6 protein-coding genes and 1 tRNA gene are annotated in these 17,666 nt (G+C 58.7%); 4 read left to right on the forward strand and 3 right to left on the reverse strand.

Annotation, left to right across the window (positions count from 1 at the left end):
- Window positions 1–81 precede the first annotated feature (81 nt).
- Window positions 82–157: transfer RNA gene (locus ACF8MI_RS00350), tRNA-Gly, on the forward strand.
- A gap of 733 nt (window positions 158–890) precedes the next feature.
- On the opposite strand, the gene ACF8MI_RS00355 is transcribed toward ACF8MI_RS00350, so the two are convergent.
- The 3 genes from ACF8MI_RS00355 to ACF8MI_RS00365 form a co-directional block, all read right to left on the reverse strand.
- A complete protein-coding gene (locus ACF8MI_RS00355; RefSeq protein WP_104835350.1) occupies window positions 891–1,973 on the reverse strand; it encodes a fimbrial protein in 1,083 nt (360 codons plus the stop codon).
- Window positions 1,973–4,546, reverse strand: coding sequence for a fimbria/pilus outer membrane usher protein (locus ACF8MI_RS00360; RefSeq protein ID WP_200929178.1), 2,574 nt, complete (start codon window positions 4,544–4,546; stop codon window positions 1,973–1,975). Before ACF8MI_RS00360 ends, ACF8MI_RS00355 begins: the two co-directional genes overlap by 1 nt.
- A 250-nt stretch (window positions 4,547–4,796) precedes the next feature.
- A complete protein-coding gene (locus ACF8MI_RS00365) occupies window positions 4,797–9,902 on the reverse strand; it encodes an RHS repeat-associated core domain-containing protein (RefSeq protein WP_392517278.1) in 5,106 nt (1,701 codons plus the stop codon).
- 376 nt (window positions 9,903–10,278) lie between these two features.
- Between ACF8MI_RS00365 and ACF8MI_RS00370 the strand changes: the two genes are divergently transcribed.
- The 3 genes from ACF8MI_RS00370 (at window position 10,279) to ACF8MI_RS00380 (ending at window position 17,629) form a co-directional block, all read left to right on the forward strand.
- Entirely contained in the window at window positions 10,279–12,111 is a 1,833-nt protein-coding gene (locus tag ACF8MI_RS00370) for a hypothetical protein (RefSeq protein WP_156342122.1), read from the forward strand.
- 71 nt (window positions 12,112–12,182) lie between these two features.
- A complete protein-coding gene (locus tag ACF8MI_RS00375; RefSeq protein WP_200929179.1) occupies window positions 12,183–14,681 on the forward strand; it encodes a hypothetical protein in 2,499 nt (832 codons plus the stop codon).
- Window positions 14,682–14,683: 2 nt separating this feature from the next.
- Window positions 14,684–17,629, forward strand: coding sequence for a hypothetical protein (locus ACF8MI_RS00380; protein WP_200929180.1), 2,946 nt, complete (start codon window positions 14,684–14,686; stop codon window positions 17,627–17,629).
- Window positions 17,630–17,666: the final 37 nt, after the last annotated feature.

Raw genomic sequence — 17,666 nt, forward strand, 5'->3', positions numbered from 1 at the left:
AATACTGTGGCGTCTATGCGGTGCAGTGGTGGTGAAGGTCTTCATGGTGCTTCACGCCGAAAGCGTTAAAAGCTTCAAAATGCGGGAATAGCTCAGTTGGTAGAGCACGACCTTGCCAAGGTCGGGGTCGCGAGTTCGAGTCTCGTTTCCCGCTCCAAACATAAATTCACAGGTTTCCTTGAAACGTTGTGATTATCCAGAAAAAGAGGCCGGACAGGCTGTGTGAAAACACACTGAAAGGTCTTAGACCAAACGCCCCGACTTGTTCGGGGCGTTTGTTTTTGTGCTGAAAAAGGCTCTTCAGCCCATCAGCTGCATCATTTTCTTGGCACCCAGGACGCTGATCGCTCGCTTGAGGTTGTAAGCGGTCACGGCCGGCGACATCTCAGCTTTTGTCCCTTCGAGTTGTCGCAGCAGGAAGCGCCCGTTCACACCCGGCAAGGGGAAGTGTTAGCCAGAGGCAAAATGCTGGCCTGACGAACATGAAGCGGATCAGGCGGCACAGCGGGGTTAGGCGGCAACAATCGCCAAAGCCCAATACCTGAACGCTGTGACGTAGATCCGACAGGCATAAGCAGGAAGGTCACGCGAATTACTCTGGGAGATCTGTACGTTTGCCATTGTGCTACCGAGCGTCGTGAGGCGCCGGGATGAGCATGCAGAAGTCAGCCGAAGCCGTAGTCGCTGCTGTCGAATATCCTGCTCGACGAACTTGACCGCATACTAGAACGGCGGGGCCATCGCTTCGTCCGCTAACCGCCGTGTACGGAACCGTAAGCACGCTGATGTGAGAGGGCGGCGGGTGTGACCCGCCTCCTACTCGATTCTGTTCGTTTAATTTTCAACTTTGCACAGGTCGCAGGGTATTCCCTGCGACCTTTTTTTGCGCGTTATTTGTAGGTGACGGTAAAGGTCAGGCCCCCTTCGGCGACGCCTGGCTTTACAGTGGGTGCGCTCTGGTAATAGCGTGCCTGAAAGTCCAGCTGGGTGATGCCGATACTCACCGGCTTGACCGATTCGTCGGATTGCAGTGGCATGGGGCTGCCATCACCGCGCAACAGCTGGATTTCAATCCCGGCGGCATCGGACAGCGTGCCCAGGCTGAAGCGTCCTTCGGCCGGAACGGTAGGTACCGAGCCGTTCGCACCGTCCAGTATCAGGTGAACGTTGGCGGGGGTGGGGTTGGGGGCGCTGGCATCTTCGCAGTCGCTGAGCCTGATATTGAACGGTACCGCCGGGGTGGTACTGCCCACCCCTTTGAAATCTGCCAGCGGATGGCTGCCCAGTTGCACAGGGTCGGCGCTTACCGCGTCGGCTTTCAGGGAGCACTGCGCCTGGTTCACCGTTGCGCTCAGGCGGAACTCCATCATTTTACCCAGGTTATGCATATAGCCATGAAACAGCTCGCCATTGATACGCTGGGGACCGGGGGCGATCGGCCCTGTCTTGATGAGCCAGGCCTGCCCCCTGATGGTCGACAATTCGGTGTTGAACGGCTGGTCGCGCATGGTGCCGCTGTAAGGGATGACGGGGCGGCTGCCGGAATCGGGAACGAAGGAGTTATTGGCCACCCCGTCAAACGGTGAACCAAGCTCTATGTAGACCCCAATGCCGGGGATGTTGGTTTCCATGACATGGCCATCGATGTTCTTGCCACCGATAGGTGGCAAGCTTCCAGCGAAGATGGCCGCGGTGTTGGGGAGCGTTGACTTGGGGGGGTTGGCGGGGTCCCATACGCACCTGGCTATCGCGCCTTCATTGCTGCTTTTGGTTATTGAACTGGTACCGATCACGGTCCCCTCTGCAGCATCGCGGGGTACCCAGAATGTCCCGATGTCACGCTCGAAGGTCATGTAGGTGGCGCCCGTCGAGAAGCTACAGCTTGCGTACGCGTTGCCAGCGCCAAGGCCCAGGGCCAGGCAGCAGGCGGCCAGCCGCATGCGGCGGCGGGGGGGGAATGTAAACACGGTCATCACAGCGTTTCCTGGATATTGTCGCCGGGCAGGCGGGTCTGGCCGCTGGCCTGAGGCGGTTGGCAGTGCAGGGTTTGCAGGCGGTAGCCACCGTTTTGCGCAAGTGCTTGCGGGTCGATAATCAGTGGGCAGGCGTTATCGCTGGCGTCGCCCCACAGCACACGTATGGCCTGTGGGCCTGTGGTGCGGGTGGACACCAGCGCCTGCCCGGCCTGGCCGACCACCCCCAGGCTCTGGCCGTTGGCATCGAGTACCTGGGCGCCAAACGGCACGGGTTGGCCGTTGGCCTGGCGCAAGGTCAGCACCAGGCGTGCCACATGCTCGGCGGTGTAGCTGGCCTTGACCACCGCACCCCGGCGCGGCACCACGTGCTGGCTGGCGTTGCCAATCACCACTTCCGGCGACACGTCGTCGGTTTGCAGCACCAGTGCATTCAGGCGATAGGGGCGCAGGTACGGCACCAGCGCATAACCCTGTGCATTGGTGCGCGCCGAAGGGGTGTTCTGCACACCGACGCCGGCCACGTCGGGCACATGTACCAGGGCCATGGTTTCGCCCAGTTGGCTGCCGAGTGCCACGCCATCGCCATGCAGCATGATGGCGCCGCTGGCATTCACCGAAAGGGTGCGGTAATCGCTGCCTTGGTTGTAACCCATGCCGACATTGGCCAGGCTGCCTTGGTAATTGACCGACATCCCACCACTGCTGCGCCCCTGGCCGTCGTTGCTCAGCGAGGTACTGTAGCTGAGCTGGTTGTCCAACAAGCCGCCGCTCAAACTGGCGCGTTCGCTGGTTTTGCCACCGTCGTTGCGCAGGTCGAAGCTGGCTTGGTGCTGTCGGCCGAAGTCCAGTGGCACGCTGAGGCTCAGGCCGAACATGCGGCTGTCGTCGTTTTGCGAGTTCAATGCCTGGGAGGCGAACAGGTTGACCGACACTTTGCCTACGCGGGTGGTGTATTGCAGCTGGTACTGGCGGCGCTGGTTGCTGGTTTGCCAGTAGGTGTCCTGGGAAAACGTCAGGTTCAGCGTGCTGCGCTCACCCACGGTTTGGTACACCGAAGCTTCCAGGCGGCTGCGCCGGTTGCCCAGGTAGCTGCTGGCATGGCTGCGCTGTTGCACGGCTTCGTCGAAGTCGCGGTAGCCCTCGGTCGAGTAGCGGTAGCCGGCAAAGCGCAGGTTGGTGCGGGTGGGGAAGCTCTTGCCATAGCGCAGGGCAAAGCTGTGGCCCTGGGGTTCGCCCAGTGTACCGCCCAGGTCGGTGGAAGAGCGGGTCACATCGAACGACAATGCCCCCAAATTGCCGACGTCGCGGGCCAGGCCCAGCACGCTGGCCTTGTAGTATTCGCTGGAAAGCAGGCCGCCGTAGAGGGTGGTATCCCAGGCACCGCCTCGGGCCAGTGTGGCTTGCCAGAACAGCGGATCGTCGAGCTGCTCGGCCCCGTCGTAGCGGCCCACGGTCGCGCTGTAGCGCCATACACCGTCGCGTAGCAGAGTGCCCATGCTGGAATAGGGTTGGGTGAAACGGCGGACCTGGCCATCGGCCTCGGTGATGACCACCTCCAGCTCGCCATGGCCAGAGCCTACGCTGAGGTCATCGATGGCGTAGGGCCCGGGGGCCACGTAGCTGGAATAGATAGGATAGCCATTGTGCAGGATTTCTACCTTGGCGCGGCTCTGGGCCACGCCGCGGATCACTGGGGCGTAATGCTGCATGGCATCGGGCAGCATGCCCGTGTCGGATGCCACGCGTGCACCGGTGAAGCGTACGCTGCGGAACATGTCGCTGTTGGTGAAGGTTTCGCCCAAGGTGATGTTGGCCTGCAGGCCTGGCAGGTCGCGCTGTGCATAGGTGTCGCTGCGGGTCCAGTGGCGTGCCCCGTCGGCCTCGTCGCGCAGCGCCTGCTTGCTGCGCAGGCGCCAGGCGCCCAGGTTGATGCCGCTGTCCAGGTACAGGTCCTGGCTGCTTTGGTTGCCCCGGCCACGCTGGCTGCTGTGCTGTGCCGAGGCCTGGTAGCTGATGAAGGCAGCGTTGATGCCGTTACTCCATTGCGCCTCGGGCACGCTGCCCGAACGGTCCTGGCGCAGGGCGATCTGCGGGATCGACAGCGACAGGCGCAACTGCGCGGGGTCGAAGTCGACGCTGGCGTGTGGCACCCGTTGCGCCAGGTCGAGGCAGGTGTCGTCGTCAGGCAGGGGGGCATCCAGGGCCTGTTCGCGCAGGTCGAGGGTGCGCAGTAGCGTGCTGGTCAGGCAGGGCTGCAAACCCTGGCCATCTGGGCCTTCGATGAAGTCGATGTCCTGTTCGTGCAGGGGGCTGAGGTTAAGGGTGAGCTGCACCCGGTAGCGCCCTGGCGGCAGGCGGGTCTGGGCGGCAAGGTTTTGCAGGGCCAAGGCTCCGGCGTCGGCTGGCTGGCCAGGGGCTTGGCGCATGAAGCCGGGCTGGAAGGCGATGTCGGCCTGGTTGGCCAGGGCTGGGTGGGCAAGGGTCAGCGCCAGGCAACTGCCAAGCAGTGGCGGCAGCGGGGCGAGGCGCAGGCGCAACGGCAAAAGTCTGCGCCGTTCGAGCTGGGGCATGAGCGTTTCCTGGGCGGCGTCTACGGACGATGCACAGGTAGGCTCGTGGTAGGCGCCTGGTGCTGGAAATGGATGGGTGTCAGGGCAGGTTTGGCTGCCGGGTCACGGTTTACAGGCGGGGGGCAGGGTAAGCGGGAGGGCGAGACTTGGTATGTCGGAAAATTCTGGTGTATGGCGTGCTTTGTATTCAAAGATGCTGCAGTGAAGAAGCCCGCTGCCTTCTAGCGGCGGGCTTCGGGTATCGGCGTTTCTAGAGAGGGCCAAACTGTCCTGTGCCTACAGGTCCGTAATCTCGCCCTTTGTTTCGACCCACAATGAAATGACCCCATGGGCTTGCTGGCGCACCGGTTGACTGGTTAATCACCCTGGAGGTCTCACTCACTGTCGTTATCGCTTCACGGACTTGTCCAGGGCCATTGGCCATTGTCGGCTCAAGCACCGTGGGGCTAGTGCTTGTTGATGTTGATGTTGATGTTGATGTTGATGTTGATGTTAAGGCTGGTGAGCTGTGTGGGGTTGCCTCAGCACGAGCGTAGCCGGTACTCGGGCGTACCGTGCGACGTGAGCGGGCAACGGTAAATTTTTTGATTTGATTGATAATGGTTGTGTTGGTCGACTCCGAGTTAATGTTCTGAACTATGACCTTCCCACCTGCGTTTGCCACCGCAGGTGCCGCTTGCGCGCCCTGCGCTGCGGATTTCGCTGCCCTCACCGCCGCTTTCGTGGCAGCGGCGCCGTACCCGGCGGCAAACATGCCGATAACCGCGAAAGCATTGCTGAGCTGATACAGCAGGTTGGACTGTTCCGGGTCGCTGTACATGACCGCTGTCGCTGCTGCCTGCATGCCCAGGGCAACACCGTTGGCCGCCACGCCGACCACGCCAATGACATAGCTGGTGGTCAAGCCGATACTAGCCGGTGCCGACCATGGCATGGCTATCGCCGATGCAACGAAAATGGCTGCGGCGACGGCGACGCCAAGCCAGGCATACCAGGGCACCTTGGGCTGTTCTTCTTCCTTGAAGCGCTCCAGCGGTGCCTGGCGGCCTCGTGCTGCGGGCTCCGCGCGGTGGCCAGTTGGGTCGTGCCAGTAAACCGGGTTGCCCAAGGCGTAGGTGTACGGGTTGAGGCCGGCTTCTTCAGGCGGTAACGAGTCGGGGCTGTGGAAGCGCATCAAGCCTGGGTTATAGGCCCGGTAACCACTGCCCAGCAGGTACCAGTCAAAGGCGCGCTCACGGGCTTCGCCGTTGAACGCCAACAGGCTGCGCATTTGCTGGTCAGCGTCCTCGGGCTGTTGTTCACCATAAGGGGCATAGTGGGCATGCCGGGTGCCGTCTGCATCGTGCTCGGTGTTCACGCTGCCGGCATGGTCGGTAAGCAGCAGTGTGCTGGCCCCGGCTTGTTGCTGCGCCCGGGGTTGGCCGCCAACATGCAGGTACTCGGTGAGCAGGCCGTCTTCCACAAGGCTGTCCAGGCGATGCGCTTCATAGCGGCGCTGTACCTTGTGCGCGCCAGTACCGGAATACAGCAACTGGTCATGCCCGTCATAGCCATACTGCGCCGTTACCGTGCCATTGGCATCCTGTACCTGGTGCAGGCGGCCAAGGCTGTCGTAGTAAAGCGCGTTGCCACGCTCATCGTTGAGCATGTTGCCCTGCTCGTCGTAGCTGAATGTTTGCTCCGCCGGGCAACCTTCAGGCGGCAGGGTATGCGTGACCTTTTCCAGCCTGAAGCTGTCGTGAGCACAGTAGGTGAAGTTCGCGTCGTCCCGCTCGCCGTCACTGAACGTGGTGCGGCAACGCTCGATATTGTCTACAGCGTCAAACCTGAACAGCTGGCTGGTAATTTGTCGGCCACTCGCGGTTTGGATGGGGCAATCGTATTTGGTCAGGCGACCGAGGTCGTCATACTCGAATGTTTCCTCACGCAGTTTTTGCTCACCTTGCCAAAGGGTGCGCGAATGCAGCATGTCGTTGTCCAGCCACACGTGTTCCAGTGTGCGCACCTTGCCGTTGACGCTCAATGTCCGGAGGGTCTCCCTGCCCAGGCTATCGTAGGCCTGAATGCACAGGGTGACAGGTTGTTGCTCAGGGGTGGGGTGGGTGGTGTCGCGGGTCTCGGTGGTTTCCAGCAAACCGGTGTCTTCGTTGTAGGTCAGTGTCGACACCACCTTGCCCTGTGTCACCGTCGTGAGCCGGCCGTGCTCGTCATAATCGTAATCACGGGCCAGGCCATCGCTGTGCTTGTGCTGCGTTGGCAGGCCTTGCCAGGACTGCTGGTAGGTGGCGCTGTAAGGCGTACCGTCGGTGTCGGTCAGGTGTTCTTCGCACAGGTCGCCCTGGTCGGTGTATACATAACGGCGTTTACCCAGCGCATTACTGGCTTCGGTGATTTCCGCGCTTTTCGGGTCATAGCCAAAGTCTGCAACCAGTTGGCTCTTCAGGTGTGCGGGGCTGTCCTCGTCTTCGAGCGATGCAACAAGTTTGCTGGGCTGATCGGTCAGTTCCTGCTTGTATTCATAACCGATAATCCGCTTGCGTGTGCCTTTGGTTGTTGTGTCCAGGCTGAAGAGCGTGCGTTTGTCGACCAGGTGTGTGGTGCCTTGATAGGTGTACGCCTCCACCCGAGCACCCACGGTCATGCGCTCGACGCGGCCAAGCCCATCGAATTTGCGCTCGTGCAGCACCTGTTCAGGTGCATCGCTGTGCGCTTTCAAATGCAGTGCGGTGACCAGCTCGCCCATGCTGTGAGGGGCGAACGTGCGCAACAGGATGGCACCGTCTGGCCGCTCATTGCTGGCCATACGCCCCAGGGCATCATAGGTGAACCGGTTGGTGCGCTGGATGGACTGGTTATTGCCTTCGGGGGCCTGAATCGTCTCGGTACGGCTCAGGCAGCGGCCTAGGCCGTCATAGGTGTAGTCTGTGCGGCCAGCCTGGCGGGCAACGCGTTTCTTGCCCCCCTCAGGGGTGTCTACCTCCTCCTCCAGCAGACGGTACTCATGAACCGGCTTGTAGAAGCGGTTAAGTTTGCTGACAGTCTGTTGCAGCCTCTGCTCTGGCTTGTTCGGGCTCTCGATCCAGCGGGTCACCCGCTGGCCACCAGGTTCCAGCGGCGAGGTTTCGACACATTCCCGGATGCCATCGGGGCGCACCGTTTCGCAGCGTTGGCCCCAGCTGTCGTAGCGGTAGGATGACTGCAATTTGAGCACACGGGGCTCTGCTGCATCGTCTTTGGCCGGCAGGTAGTCATAGCTGGTTTCACGCTCCAGGCGGCCAGCCGAGTCATATTTCAGCTCGGCAACCGTGCGTTTGACAATCTTCCCGGTGACCGCATCCTTGGCTTCACGCTCCTGCCTGACCGGGCGGCGGCTACCATCGAATACGGTGCGGGTGATCACGCCCTTGCTGTCGGTAACCTCTTCGCAGGCGCGTTTACGCCCGTCATCGTCAAGCAGCTTGTAGGCGGTAGTACGGGTCGTGGCGAAAGCGGTGCCGGGGCTGGCGGTTTCCGAGGTGACGCGGCCCAGCACATCGTGGTCATAGCGCGTGAATATGCCATTGGCATCGTGCTCCAGCACCACCTGGCCGTTATGCAGGGAGTAGGTGGTGGCCGTTTTCTTTTCCAGCGTACGGGTATGGTCAGTGAAGGTTTCGGTGCTGCGGCTCCAGGTGAGCTGGCCCGCGTCATCATTGACCTTTTCGTACTTCCATCTGCTGGTGGTCGTGAACCCGTTGACCTGCAACTCTTGTTGGTCAACCCGGCCGTGCAGGAACGGGTTGTCGGTTTTATTCAGGTAGCGGCGCACTTTGCGGTTCAGCAACTTGCGCCCGGTACCCACGCCCTCGAACATGTCCTCCTGCTCCAGGGACAGCCAGGCCTGCATCTTCCAGTCGGGGTCTTGTGGCAGCGGGGGCAGGCTGGCATAGGTGTATTCACTGCTCAGGGTCTGGGCCAGCGGTTCGTTCGGGCTGGACGGGGCGGCAGGGTAGATGGTGACGGACTTGAGGTTGCGTTCGAAGCCTTCCGGGTCATCCGTACCAGGGTAGTAGGTACGTACCATGCGTGTGCCGTCAGGTTTAACCTCGGTCAGCAAGTTGCCATAGTCGTCGTAGGTGGTCGTCGTGATTTCCTCGTCGCCGACCGTTGGGTCACCCTCCATCGCCCAGGATTTGGTCACGGTAGCAGGAAGCTGGAAGTACGCAGGCTGGTCCTTGAACGGCAAGTTTTCCTTTTCGTGGTACTTCGTGGTGACGGTTTCGACGCAGCCGTTGTCCGTGGTGGCCTGGGACGTCATCAAATGGAAACGGTTGAACGTACTCACGACCGTTCGGTAGCGTTCGCCATCCCGGTAATGCTCGGCGGTAGAGGCGTATTCAAAGGTATGGCCGGTAAACCGGTAGAGTTGGTCCGTACCGTCTTCATTGCCGTAAACCAAGCCGGTGCCGTTGCCCAAAAAGTTATTGGTGGAGTACGTGTATTTGGTCAGTATGTGCGTGCTGCTATCGCGCACATCAGGCTTGACCCAGTGTTCATCGACCGAAGGCAGGTACCGCTGAATACCTGGGTATTTATGGCCCGCGTTGCCTTCGTGGTAACTGATTGTGTCTATGCCTTTGTCGGGGTTTTCGACACTGATCAGAAAAGGCAGTGTGTCGAAAATCTTGTACTTCATTTCCCAGTATTCATCACTGGAAGTGGGCAATGTGATTCTTTTGAGTTGGTTATTTTCCAGGTCGAGCAGGTATGTGGCCGGGTTGCGTGTGGTTGGGTTGACCGTGAACTCTGCGCGGAAATCGGTGGGGTATTTTATTTCAAGCAGCAAGCGGCCAGTGTCATCGACGATGGATTGCAGCCGTGCCTTGCTGCGGGTTGTGTCGTAGCCGAGAGTCACGCCATGGCCCGCGGCGCCCATTACCCGAACAGGTACAGCGGTAGTCGCGTCATTTGCCTGGGGCTCAAGTATTTCAACAAGGCCGCCTTTATGGGCAGTGCGAATACGTGTTCTGTTGCCTTTGCTGATGTTGCTGAAACGAAAACTGTCCAGTTTCCGCTCTTCGATGACGGGTGCGTTGCCAGGCCCATTGTCTGCAACTTTGAACGATTCGCCAGTGTGCAGTGAGAGCATCCCGGTGGTGGTATTGAAACTACTGAGTTTCAGGTTCCAGCCAATGCCAAACCCGTTGTTTTCATTGCTCATTGGGCTGAAGCTCAATTGCAAGGGCAGGTCCGGGCCGCAATGGTCGTTGGCATTCAACGCCGGAAGGGCAATGGACAACGTGTACAGGCCCGTTCGAGGGTCGACGCTGCTCTGCATGAAACTGGAAAAATTGAAAGCATTCGATGTAGTTGCCATGGTGCGGGTTCCTGGGGGGCGGTAGCCGTTGAATAGCCTGTGTTCAGCGCATGGCCCTGTATGGGGTGTCGTCAGGGGCGTAATAAGCCCTTTGGCCGTGGTCAGTGGACATCCACGACAAGCTGTCTACCGCGAAGCCTAAAAAAAAAGCCCCTCCCACGCACCTGGCAAAACTACTAGGTGTACGCGCGTCCGGCACCGCAGGCGGTGTATGGGCTACCTGTTATTTTTGCCAGTTGCGGGGGCAGGTTGGCTGTTCTAAAAATGTGCTGGCAGATCACCGAGCTGGGCAACAGGCACTGGCATAACGCGATCATCTATTTAATTGACGGGTGCACGGGATTCTTTGTGCAAGCGGCAGGCGTTCGCCAATTTTTTGGAAGTTTTATATATGAATGAGCGAATAAGAGAAGGTGAAACCCTGGAGGCGCCCACCATCGAGGGTTTGACGGCATTCAATGAGATTGATCTTGATCAACTTGGCAGTCAGGACCTGGAGACCTGGGTCAACTATACCGGTATGGCTGTTGACGATGAAGTGTTGGTGCGCTGGCTGGGGCGAGGTGCTGCGGGTGAAGGTTATGATTTTACCGGGACGTTCACTGTCAAGGCACCTGATTTGATCGATGGTATGAAAGTAGTTATTGGTAATAGCTATATTACAGGCGCCGCAGGCGGCGAGGCATTTTATTCATATACCCGCGTGGCGGACGGCCCCAGGCCCGAAGCTCAATCGCTTCGAACTTTTAGTTACATAGGCATCAGGCCCCGAGGCCAAGTTGAAGCATTGTCAGTCCTGCAAGTGGTTCACTCCCATGGCCTGATCATTCAGCCCAACCAGTTGCCAAGCAGCGGGATGAGTGTGATGGTGCCCCGCTACCAGGCCATGCAGGTGAACGACAAGGTTACCTTGACGGTAGCGTGCTACGAGCCAGACGGCACGCTCGACGACACCTGGAAAAAAGTCGTCACCGTCGGGGAAAAACACTTCGTGCAAGACGCTATCAGTGATGTGGTCCCTAAAAGTTACTTTGACTGGATCGACCCAGGCTATGTACTGGCCTCCTACGAGATCGAGTTCGCAGTGGGTGGGCGCCTTAAATCACCGGTGCAGCGGCTGGACGTTGACTCCAAAGGCAGTTTGCCTGGCTACCTCAGCAAGCCCGCCATTGATGGGTATAACGAAGGTGACCCGCTGGACCCGGACAAATCGCCGAATGGTCTGCTGGTCAAGCTGCCTGCCTACCCCGGCATCGCGGACTCCGACTACCTGACCCTGCTATGGTCGGTCCCTGGCGCCGGGGGCCTGCAGTATATGCCATCGGCGCGTGTCGACCCGAGCATGCGGGCTGTCGACTCGATAGCGTTCCTGATCGGCCGAGAAGCCCTGAGTAAAAGCCAAGGCACCACGGTAAGTGTTTCCTACTTGTATGGCCGCGAGGGCGAGGGGTTGCGTTCGCAAGTGCTGCAAGTTGACGTGCAAAGTGCACGCGACCTGCCAGTGCCCGTGGTAGAAGGCGCCACGGGCGACGGCGCAGCCGACAGCGGCAACATATTGGCTGATCTGTCCACTTCGGGTGTGTATATCAATGTGCCTGCCGGTAATGTGCTGCCGGGTGAGGAGCTGCATGTGCACTGGTCTGGCGCTACCGCGCTTGGCGAATATGTGGCGAAAGCACCGGTTTCCCCTGATAAGCCGTTGCGCTTCCTGATTCCGCCCGCGTATGTACCCGCCAACATGGGGCGTTCGCCTGTAGATGTCAGTGTTCGTTTTAATGTGTTCTTCAGGCTGGTGAGGGATGAAGACAACTACACCGACTCGCCGCCTTACAAGTTGCGTATCAAACCACTGGATAACGCGACATTGCCGACCGTCGACTTGCCCGATGGCCCGGTGTACCTCAGTCAGTTACCAGCAGCGGGGGCCAGGTTGCAGATGGGCACCTGGATGTTCATTGCACCCGGGCAACTGCTGACGATTGTGATGGAAGGGGTAGACCTGCAAAACAACCCTGTGAGCTTTACGGTCAGGGATGCGAAGCCAGTGACGGCCGACGAAGCACGCACCGGTGTGGGTGAAATGCTGCCCAGGTCGGAATTCATGAAGTTGAAAGTGGGCGAGCGTTTTACGTTGTATGCCCGGGTGAGCTTCAACGGCGGGGAGTTCTTTTTGAAGTTCAGGTCGCAGTCATATCCGCTCAACCCGTAATTTTCATTGTTGACTTTTTTTCATCTGCAGGGCCCTAGGTGGCCGTGCACCCACGTTACTGGAGAATGATCATGACCAGACCAACTTTTTCTGAACTTTACACTTACATGGCAGAGGCTCCGCGCACCCGCGGCTGGGGCGCATTTTTGATCTATGACCGTCAAAAAGCCAATCTTTTGCTGATGCAGGAACATATCCTGCGGTCGGACAGTGGAGCCTGGATCGAACCCATTTCAGATGAGTTGGAAACCGAGACCGGCAAGTATTCACGGTTGGAAAACTTTGCTTTTGGTACACCGGTGCTGTCGTTTGAGAACTCGAACATAGGGGGCTCCATGGCCGCCTTGAGTATTCCTGTGATCGGCGGCAAGTTGACCGAGTGGAGCCGCGTACCCGGGGCGGAGTTGCCGACGCTGGTCGGTATATCGCATCTGGACCCGCTGACCGCGCCACGCGTCAAGATGAATATAAAGCTCAACGATGGTGCAGGCGGGGTAGTTGATGAAGATGGTCGCGTGTATCTGGACCTGTCGCAAAGTAACAGCTATTACTTTGAGGTGAGCCAGTGGAAAGAGCTGAATACAAAACTGGGGCAGCTTATACAGGATAGGTTTAAGGACCCAGGGCGGGGTGAGCAGACTTGGGAGTTGAGCAGGTTGGAACCGATGGAGGGAAACCTGAGTCCGACAACGTTCAGGCTGCGCACGCACTCCTTGGCCAGAGCGGGTAAAGCGGTGCCCAGTACTAATCAGGCAGAGTTGGAAGAGGGTGCCATTATTGTTGGGGTAGCGTTCAATGGTGCTGAAAATGGAGACTTTCCGGATGAAGATAAGCTAATGCCGTATTTGTTGCCCTCGCGTGAGTCGGGGGGGGTATATTCGGCAGGGATTGTAATGAGCAGTTACGCGTATGCGGCAAGCGCTTTGACAGAATTGTTCTACAAGATTCGTAGTGGTTACTACGTTCCAGCTCCTGTCACGTATGTTGAAGATAGTGATGGGTTTGTGATTGGTGCTAAGGGGGGAGGGTTTAGGGTTGAGGGTGGGTACAGTATTATAAATGAACCTAGATTTTACTTTCAGATAGATGTTCTTTTTGCTGGTGGGGTGCTCTCGTTTACGGCTGGTGAACGTGGGGTAATGGGTAAATGGGAGTATGATGGTGTGGCGGGTACAGCGAGTTTTGGTGTCAGAGCCGGTGAGCACTGGTCCAGGGGTTCATATACTTTTAATATGAGAGGGGGTGCAGAATTCGCCCTGTCGGCAAAAATGATTGAAGGTAGTGCATTGGAGCTGGCCGTTGAGGGGGAGGTGAAAGTCGATGCCATTTTTTACGTCCAAACCGGTGAGAAAGATCAATATTTGGACGAAGGTCTTGAGCCTTTTATAGAAAGCTTTAAAAATTACGTCGGGGATGTTGTGAGGAGCATTACAGGGAAAGTGGAAACTATTGATTACTGGCGCCTGAATAGTCTGCTCTTCCGCAACGGTCACCGCTCTATGCCCGACACTTTTTCGTGTCCCGGCGAGGTCATGCTACTGGGTGATTTGGCTCCCGCCCTTACCGCCTTCGCGATCGACCCAATTGAATTAACACTCTCTGCGGAGAATACACAAGAGCTCACGCTCACGCCCGCCCCCCCGGCAGGGCAGGAGGTAACATGGGCGGTGAGCGCGCGCCCGGATGATCCCGAAAAACCTGTGGGGCCTGAAAACCTGGGCGAAGTCGTCAACAGCGTATACAAGGCTCCCAAAGCAGAGAAAATCGCCGGTACGTTCCGCCAGGTCATCATTACTGCAACCGTGGGCGAAAACAGCAGCAGCGCATTGTTCACCGTGGTGCCCAAGCCTGTAGCGGTAAGGCCGCAGTTGCTCAATGCGCTTTATTCTGGTGAAAACAAACCAGAGCGCTACGTACTGGAGGGCGGCAGCGTTGGCGCGAGCTTGACTTGGACCAAGGGTGACGGCTTCAAAGGCGAACTGCGTGACCCCACGGCTGACGACCGTAAGGAGCTGAATATTCCGGATGACAAGATTGTAAAAGTGTATGTAGCCCCGAAAATGAATCCTGAACAAGGGCCGGTGTTGGGATCGCTCATGCAGCTGGACCAGGTCCATGTTTCCGCTGCTGGTCGCACGGAGACCATCGATATCATCGTAGTTTGGTCCCCGACTGCAGCAACCTTGAAAATGACCAAGGACGGTACGGCACTGAAGCTGGTGCTGGCTGTGCAGGGCTGGGGCGGCGACCCGACGGATCTGCCACCTGAAAAGACCAAATGGTTCGTGGCCAAGGGTAAAGGCACGCTCGATGAAGCAAAGGGTACCTACCATCCAGCGGCGGACGAGGGTAATTCGGTCATCATTGCCGGTGTAGGCCTTGATAGCTTTGCGTGGAATTACGTTGTTGTGCCTATGCCATACACCTTCGAAGATGCGTTGGCCTTCGAAGAGATGAGCAAAGCCTTGCAGCCCACCCAGGCCGAGCGGGTCGAGTACACCGCCGAGCAGATCGAGTCGATGGAAGCCGTGAAAAAAGCCTTCAGCAGCCTCAACGTGACAGGGGCTTGATCATGTCTACTAACACCAAGCAGGCACTCCTCGATGAACTGAAAAAAGGCGACAGCACGCGCGGTAGCGGCGCGGTGCTGGCATTGGGCCGTGATGTTCTCAATGAGGGGTTGCAGAGAACTTTCGTCGAACAGTTCGACCAGCGTGGCGGGTTACTTGCCATCGACGGTGAATATTTCATCGAGCCGGCCGTAAGGACCGAAAAGGTGGCGTTCACGCAACTGACGCTAGGCCCGCCTCAGCTGTCTTTCAAAGGTGCTTTGGGCGTTTCGGGGCAGGTAAGGGTCAGCATGGAACTGCTCACCGGGGAGTGCGTGTCGTCCACGGTGCTGCCAGGTAACACCGAGCAATTTCGAAGGAGCCACGTGCTGGAAATGGGCATGGGCTATCGCTTCGAGGTGTATGGTCGTTTGAAAGTGCAGCCGCACGCTTACCTCGACAAGTACCAGGTCTTGCTCGACCTTACCGAAGCCAGTGAGCCCCGTTGCACGCTGGGTGGCAACAGCACTGCCGCCGTCAGGATGGGAGAATTCCTGCTCGAACAGCTCAAGACCGAGTGGGTAATGAGCAACCCCTTGGCGGTGCTGGAGTTCGACATTTCCGGCCATAACGCCTTGGCTACCCGGCGCATCCAGGTAGTGGCACAGCAAGCCCCTGAGGGGGCCGGTGGCGGCTCATCGCCAGAAGACGACGGGGCGCTGCTGGTGCTGATGCAACTGGTGGGTGGCCGGGAGGTTGGCCAGCCTGGCAGCCCCTTGCCCTACCTGCTGCCCCGCAAGAATGGCAACGATAACTACGCCAGCGCGCTGCTGATCAGCCGAGAGCGTGCACCGATTGCAAAGGGTCGCACCAATGTCGCACTGGAGCAACTGGTGCTGCCCGATGCTTATCGGGTGGTGCTGGAGCAAGAGGAACACAACCCGCATGACATGATCGTTTTCGGCGACGTCGCCGCTTCTGCCGCTTCTCGCCAGCCGCAACCGCCCCTGGGCAAAGTGGCTGCGGACAAAAGCGCCGCCTTTACGGTCGTGACGCCCTCCGTAAAAGCGTGGACCGCACTCGATGTGAACACCCCGCTCGACTCTGGCAGCATCGAAGCCGGCCAATACCATGCCCCTGCAGCGAAAACGTTCCGGCGTCGGCAGCGCCTGGTCAACGTCAAGGCGCATTTTGCCAATGCCCAGGAAGGGGCGAGCAAGTCGTCGTTGGTGGTCGCAAGCAGCGAAGACCTGATGATTTCACCACGGGTGATCATCTGGGGCAAAGGCGATGGGCCCGTTCGGCTAACCGCGTCGCAAGGTGGCCCACTGGAGTGGGCGCTCGAGGGCGATGAGTTCGGCAGCGTCGTGGGAGACCCTGAAGGTGATTCCGAAACACAGCACGCTATCTTTACACCGACTGAGCCTACGAATAACCCGCCCATTCGCCTGCAACGGATCAAGGTGACCAACTGGGAGGGCAACAGTGGATATGCGACGGTGATCATTCTGTCCATGCCCGCACCGTTGCAGCTCGCACCCTTCCATGTGCCGAACATGGCTGCTTCAGATGGCCAGCAGTTTACCCTGACCGAATCACTCGCCGAGCAGGCCCCGGATGTGCCTTGGGGCGACCGACCTGCGGTGCAGAACACCGTGTGGCAGTTGTACGGGGAGGGCGAACTGGTAGACGGGCATTACATGGCGCCCGAGGCGAGTACCGGGCAGGTCAGTGTGGTGGTGGGTGTGTTTCGCGGCCGGGCGGGGCTTGCAGTGGTCGAACACAATGCCGCTGCCTACCGTAACAACTTTGTCGGTTCGCAGCGCTGGTTGGCCTTGAGTCAATTCAAGCTCTTTCTTAACGACACGACGAGGAAAAAGGCCTGGGCGAATGGCCGGCAACAAGTGGCTATCGATATTCATATCGAGACCAAGCCTTTTACCGGCGAGGATGGCGACACGTATGAACCGGTAAGCGATGCAGAGTTGGCCACCCTGCAGCTTACCCATCGGGATGGCACCTTGATCGAATGGCTGCCCGCTGACACCGAGGCGATCGTACCGGGCGGAAAAAAATGGGCCGCCAGCAAGTTTCGCAACCGCTTCGACTACTTGCCGGCGGGCGAAGCACGGGTGCCTGCGCAAGAGGCGCAAGACGTGCAAGCGCGCAAAGAGCAGTCGAAGGGGGCGGGAGTAAAAGGTAAGGAAGAGGCGTTGCGCATTGTCACGGTTTACCTTCAAACCACCGAGGCGGAAGTACGTTGGATTCGGGCCAAGTTTCAAAGCCACCGTAATGCCTGGCACGACTCTTTCGTAGAAAACCCTAATGCCGACGGTGAGGTAGAACTGGGTGGGCTGCCACCCAAGCAACTGGATATCGCCGACCTGGAACCGTTCACTGGCGTGCGCGTGGCCCAGAAAAACGGGTTCGATGTGCTCGATTCGGGGGGGCGCGTTATCGATGGCCACAATTACTGGCACTTCACCACGCACTACTGGACATTGCGTGCCAGGGGGCAGCGACGCTTCGTCGATGTGCGCTTCGATCATGTTTCTGTTTTGGAATATGAAAGCGAGTTGCTCGACGAAACGTTCACCAGTTATGTGGGTGTTGCCTATGTGCCGCGCGAGCTGCCGGGGCGAACCGCTGAGCGGCGTATCGAGTATCAGGCCGAAATGGAACTGTTGGCGTCGCAGCACGCGGGTACACCGTTGAAGCGGGACCTTGTACAGGGGCACTTTAGCGCCGGCACGTTGCTCGTGGCGCTTGAACGGGTCCCGGACATGAAGTTCTGGTACGACCAGCAGGGCATCAAGTGGCGTGAACAGCTGAGCCAGCCATTGAAGTTTACCTTGATCGATAACTACGGAACGCAAGCGGCGCTGTCCATCCACTGGGGTAGAAGACTGGACGATAACTCGATCAGCCCGGTAGATGCCCGAAACTTCCTGCACTGGAAGTTCCAATAATGGTGGCTGCCCTTCAAAGGGCAGCCCTCTTCTCCTG

Source organism: Pseudomonas sp. yb_9 (genome assembly GCF_043103635.1).
Classification (GTDB): Bacteria; Pseudomonadota; Gammaproteobacteria; order Pseudomonadales; family Pseudomonadaceae; genus Aquipseudomonas; species Aquipseudomonas monteilii.

Bases quoted from the DNA above. Each gene is read 5' to 3' on its own strand.
- ACF8MI_RS00355 (WP_104835350.1), bottom strand. From the start codon at position 1,973: ATGACCGTGTTTACATTCCCCCCCCGCCGCCGCATGCGGCTGGCCGCC.
- ACF8MI_RS00360 (WP_200929178.1), bottom strand. From the start codon at position 4,546: ATGCCCCAGCTCGAACGGCGCAGACTTTTGCCGTTGCGCCTGCGCCTC.
- ACF8MI_RS00365 (WP_392517278.1), bottom strand. From the start codon at position 9,902: ATGGCAACTACATCGAATGCTTTCAATTTTTCCAGTTTCATGCAGAGC.
- ACF8MI_RS00375 (WP_200929179.1), top strand. From the start codon at position 12,183: ATGACCAGACCAACTTTTTCTGAACTTTACACTTACATGGCAGAGGCT.
- ACF8MI_RS00380 (WP_200929180.1), top strand. From the start codon at position 14,684: ATGTCTACTAACACCAAGCAGGCACTCCTCGATGAACTGAAAAAAGGC.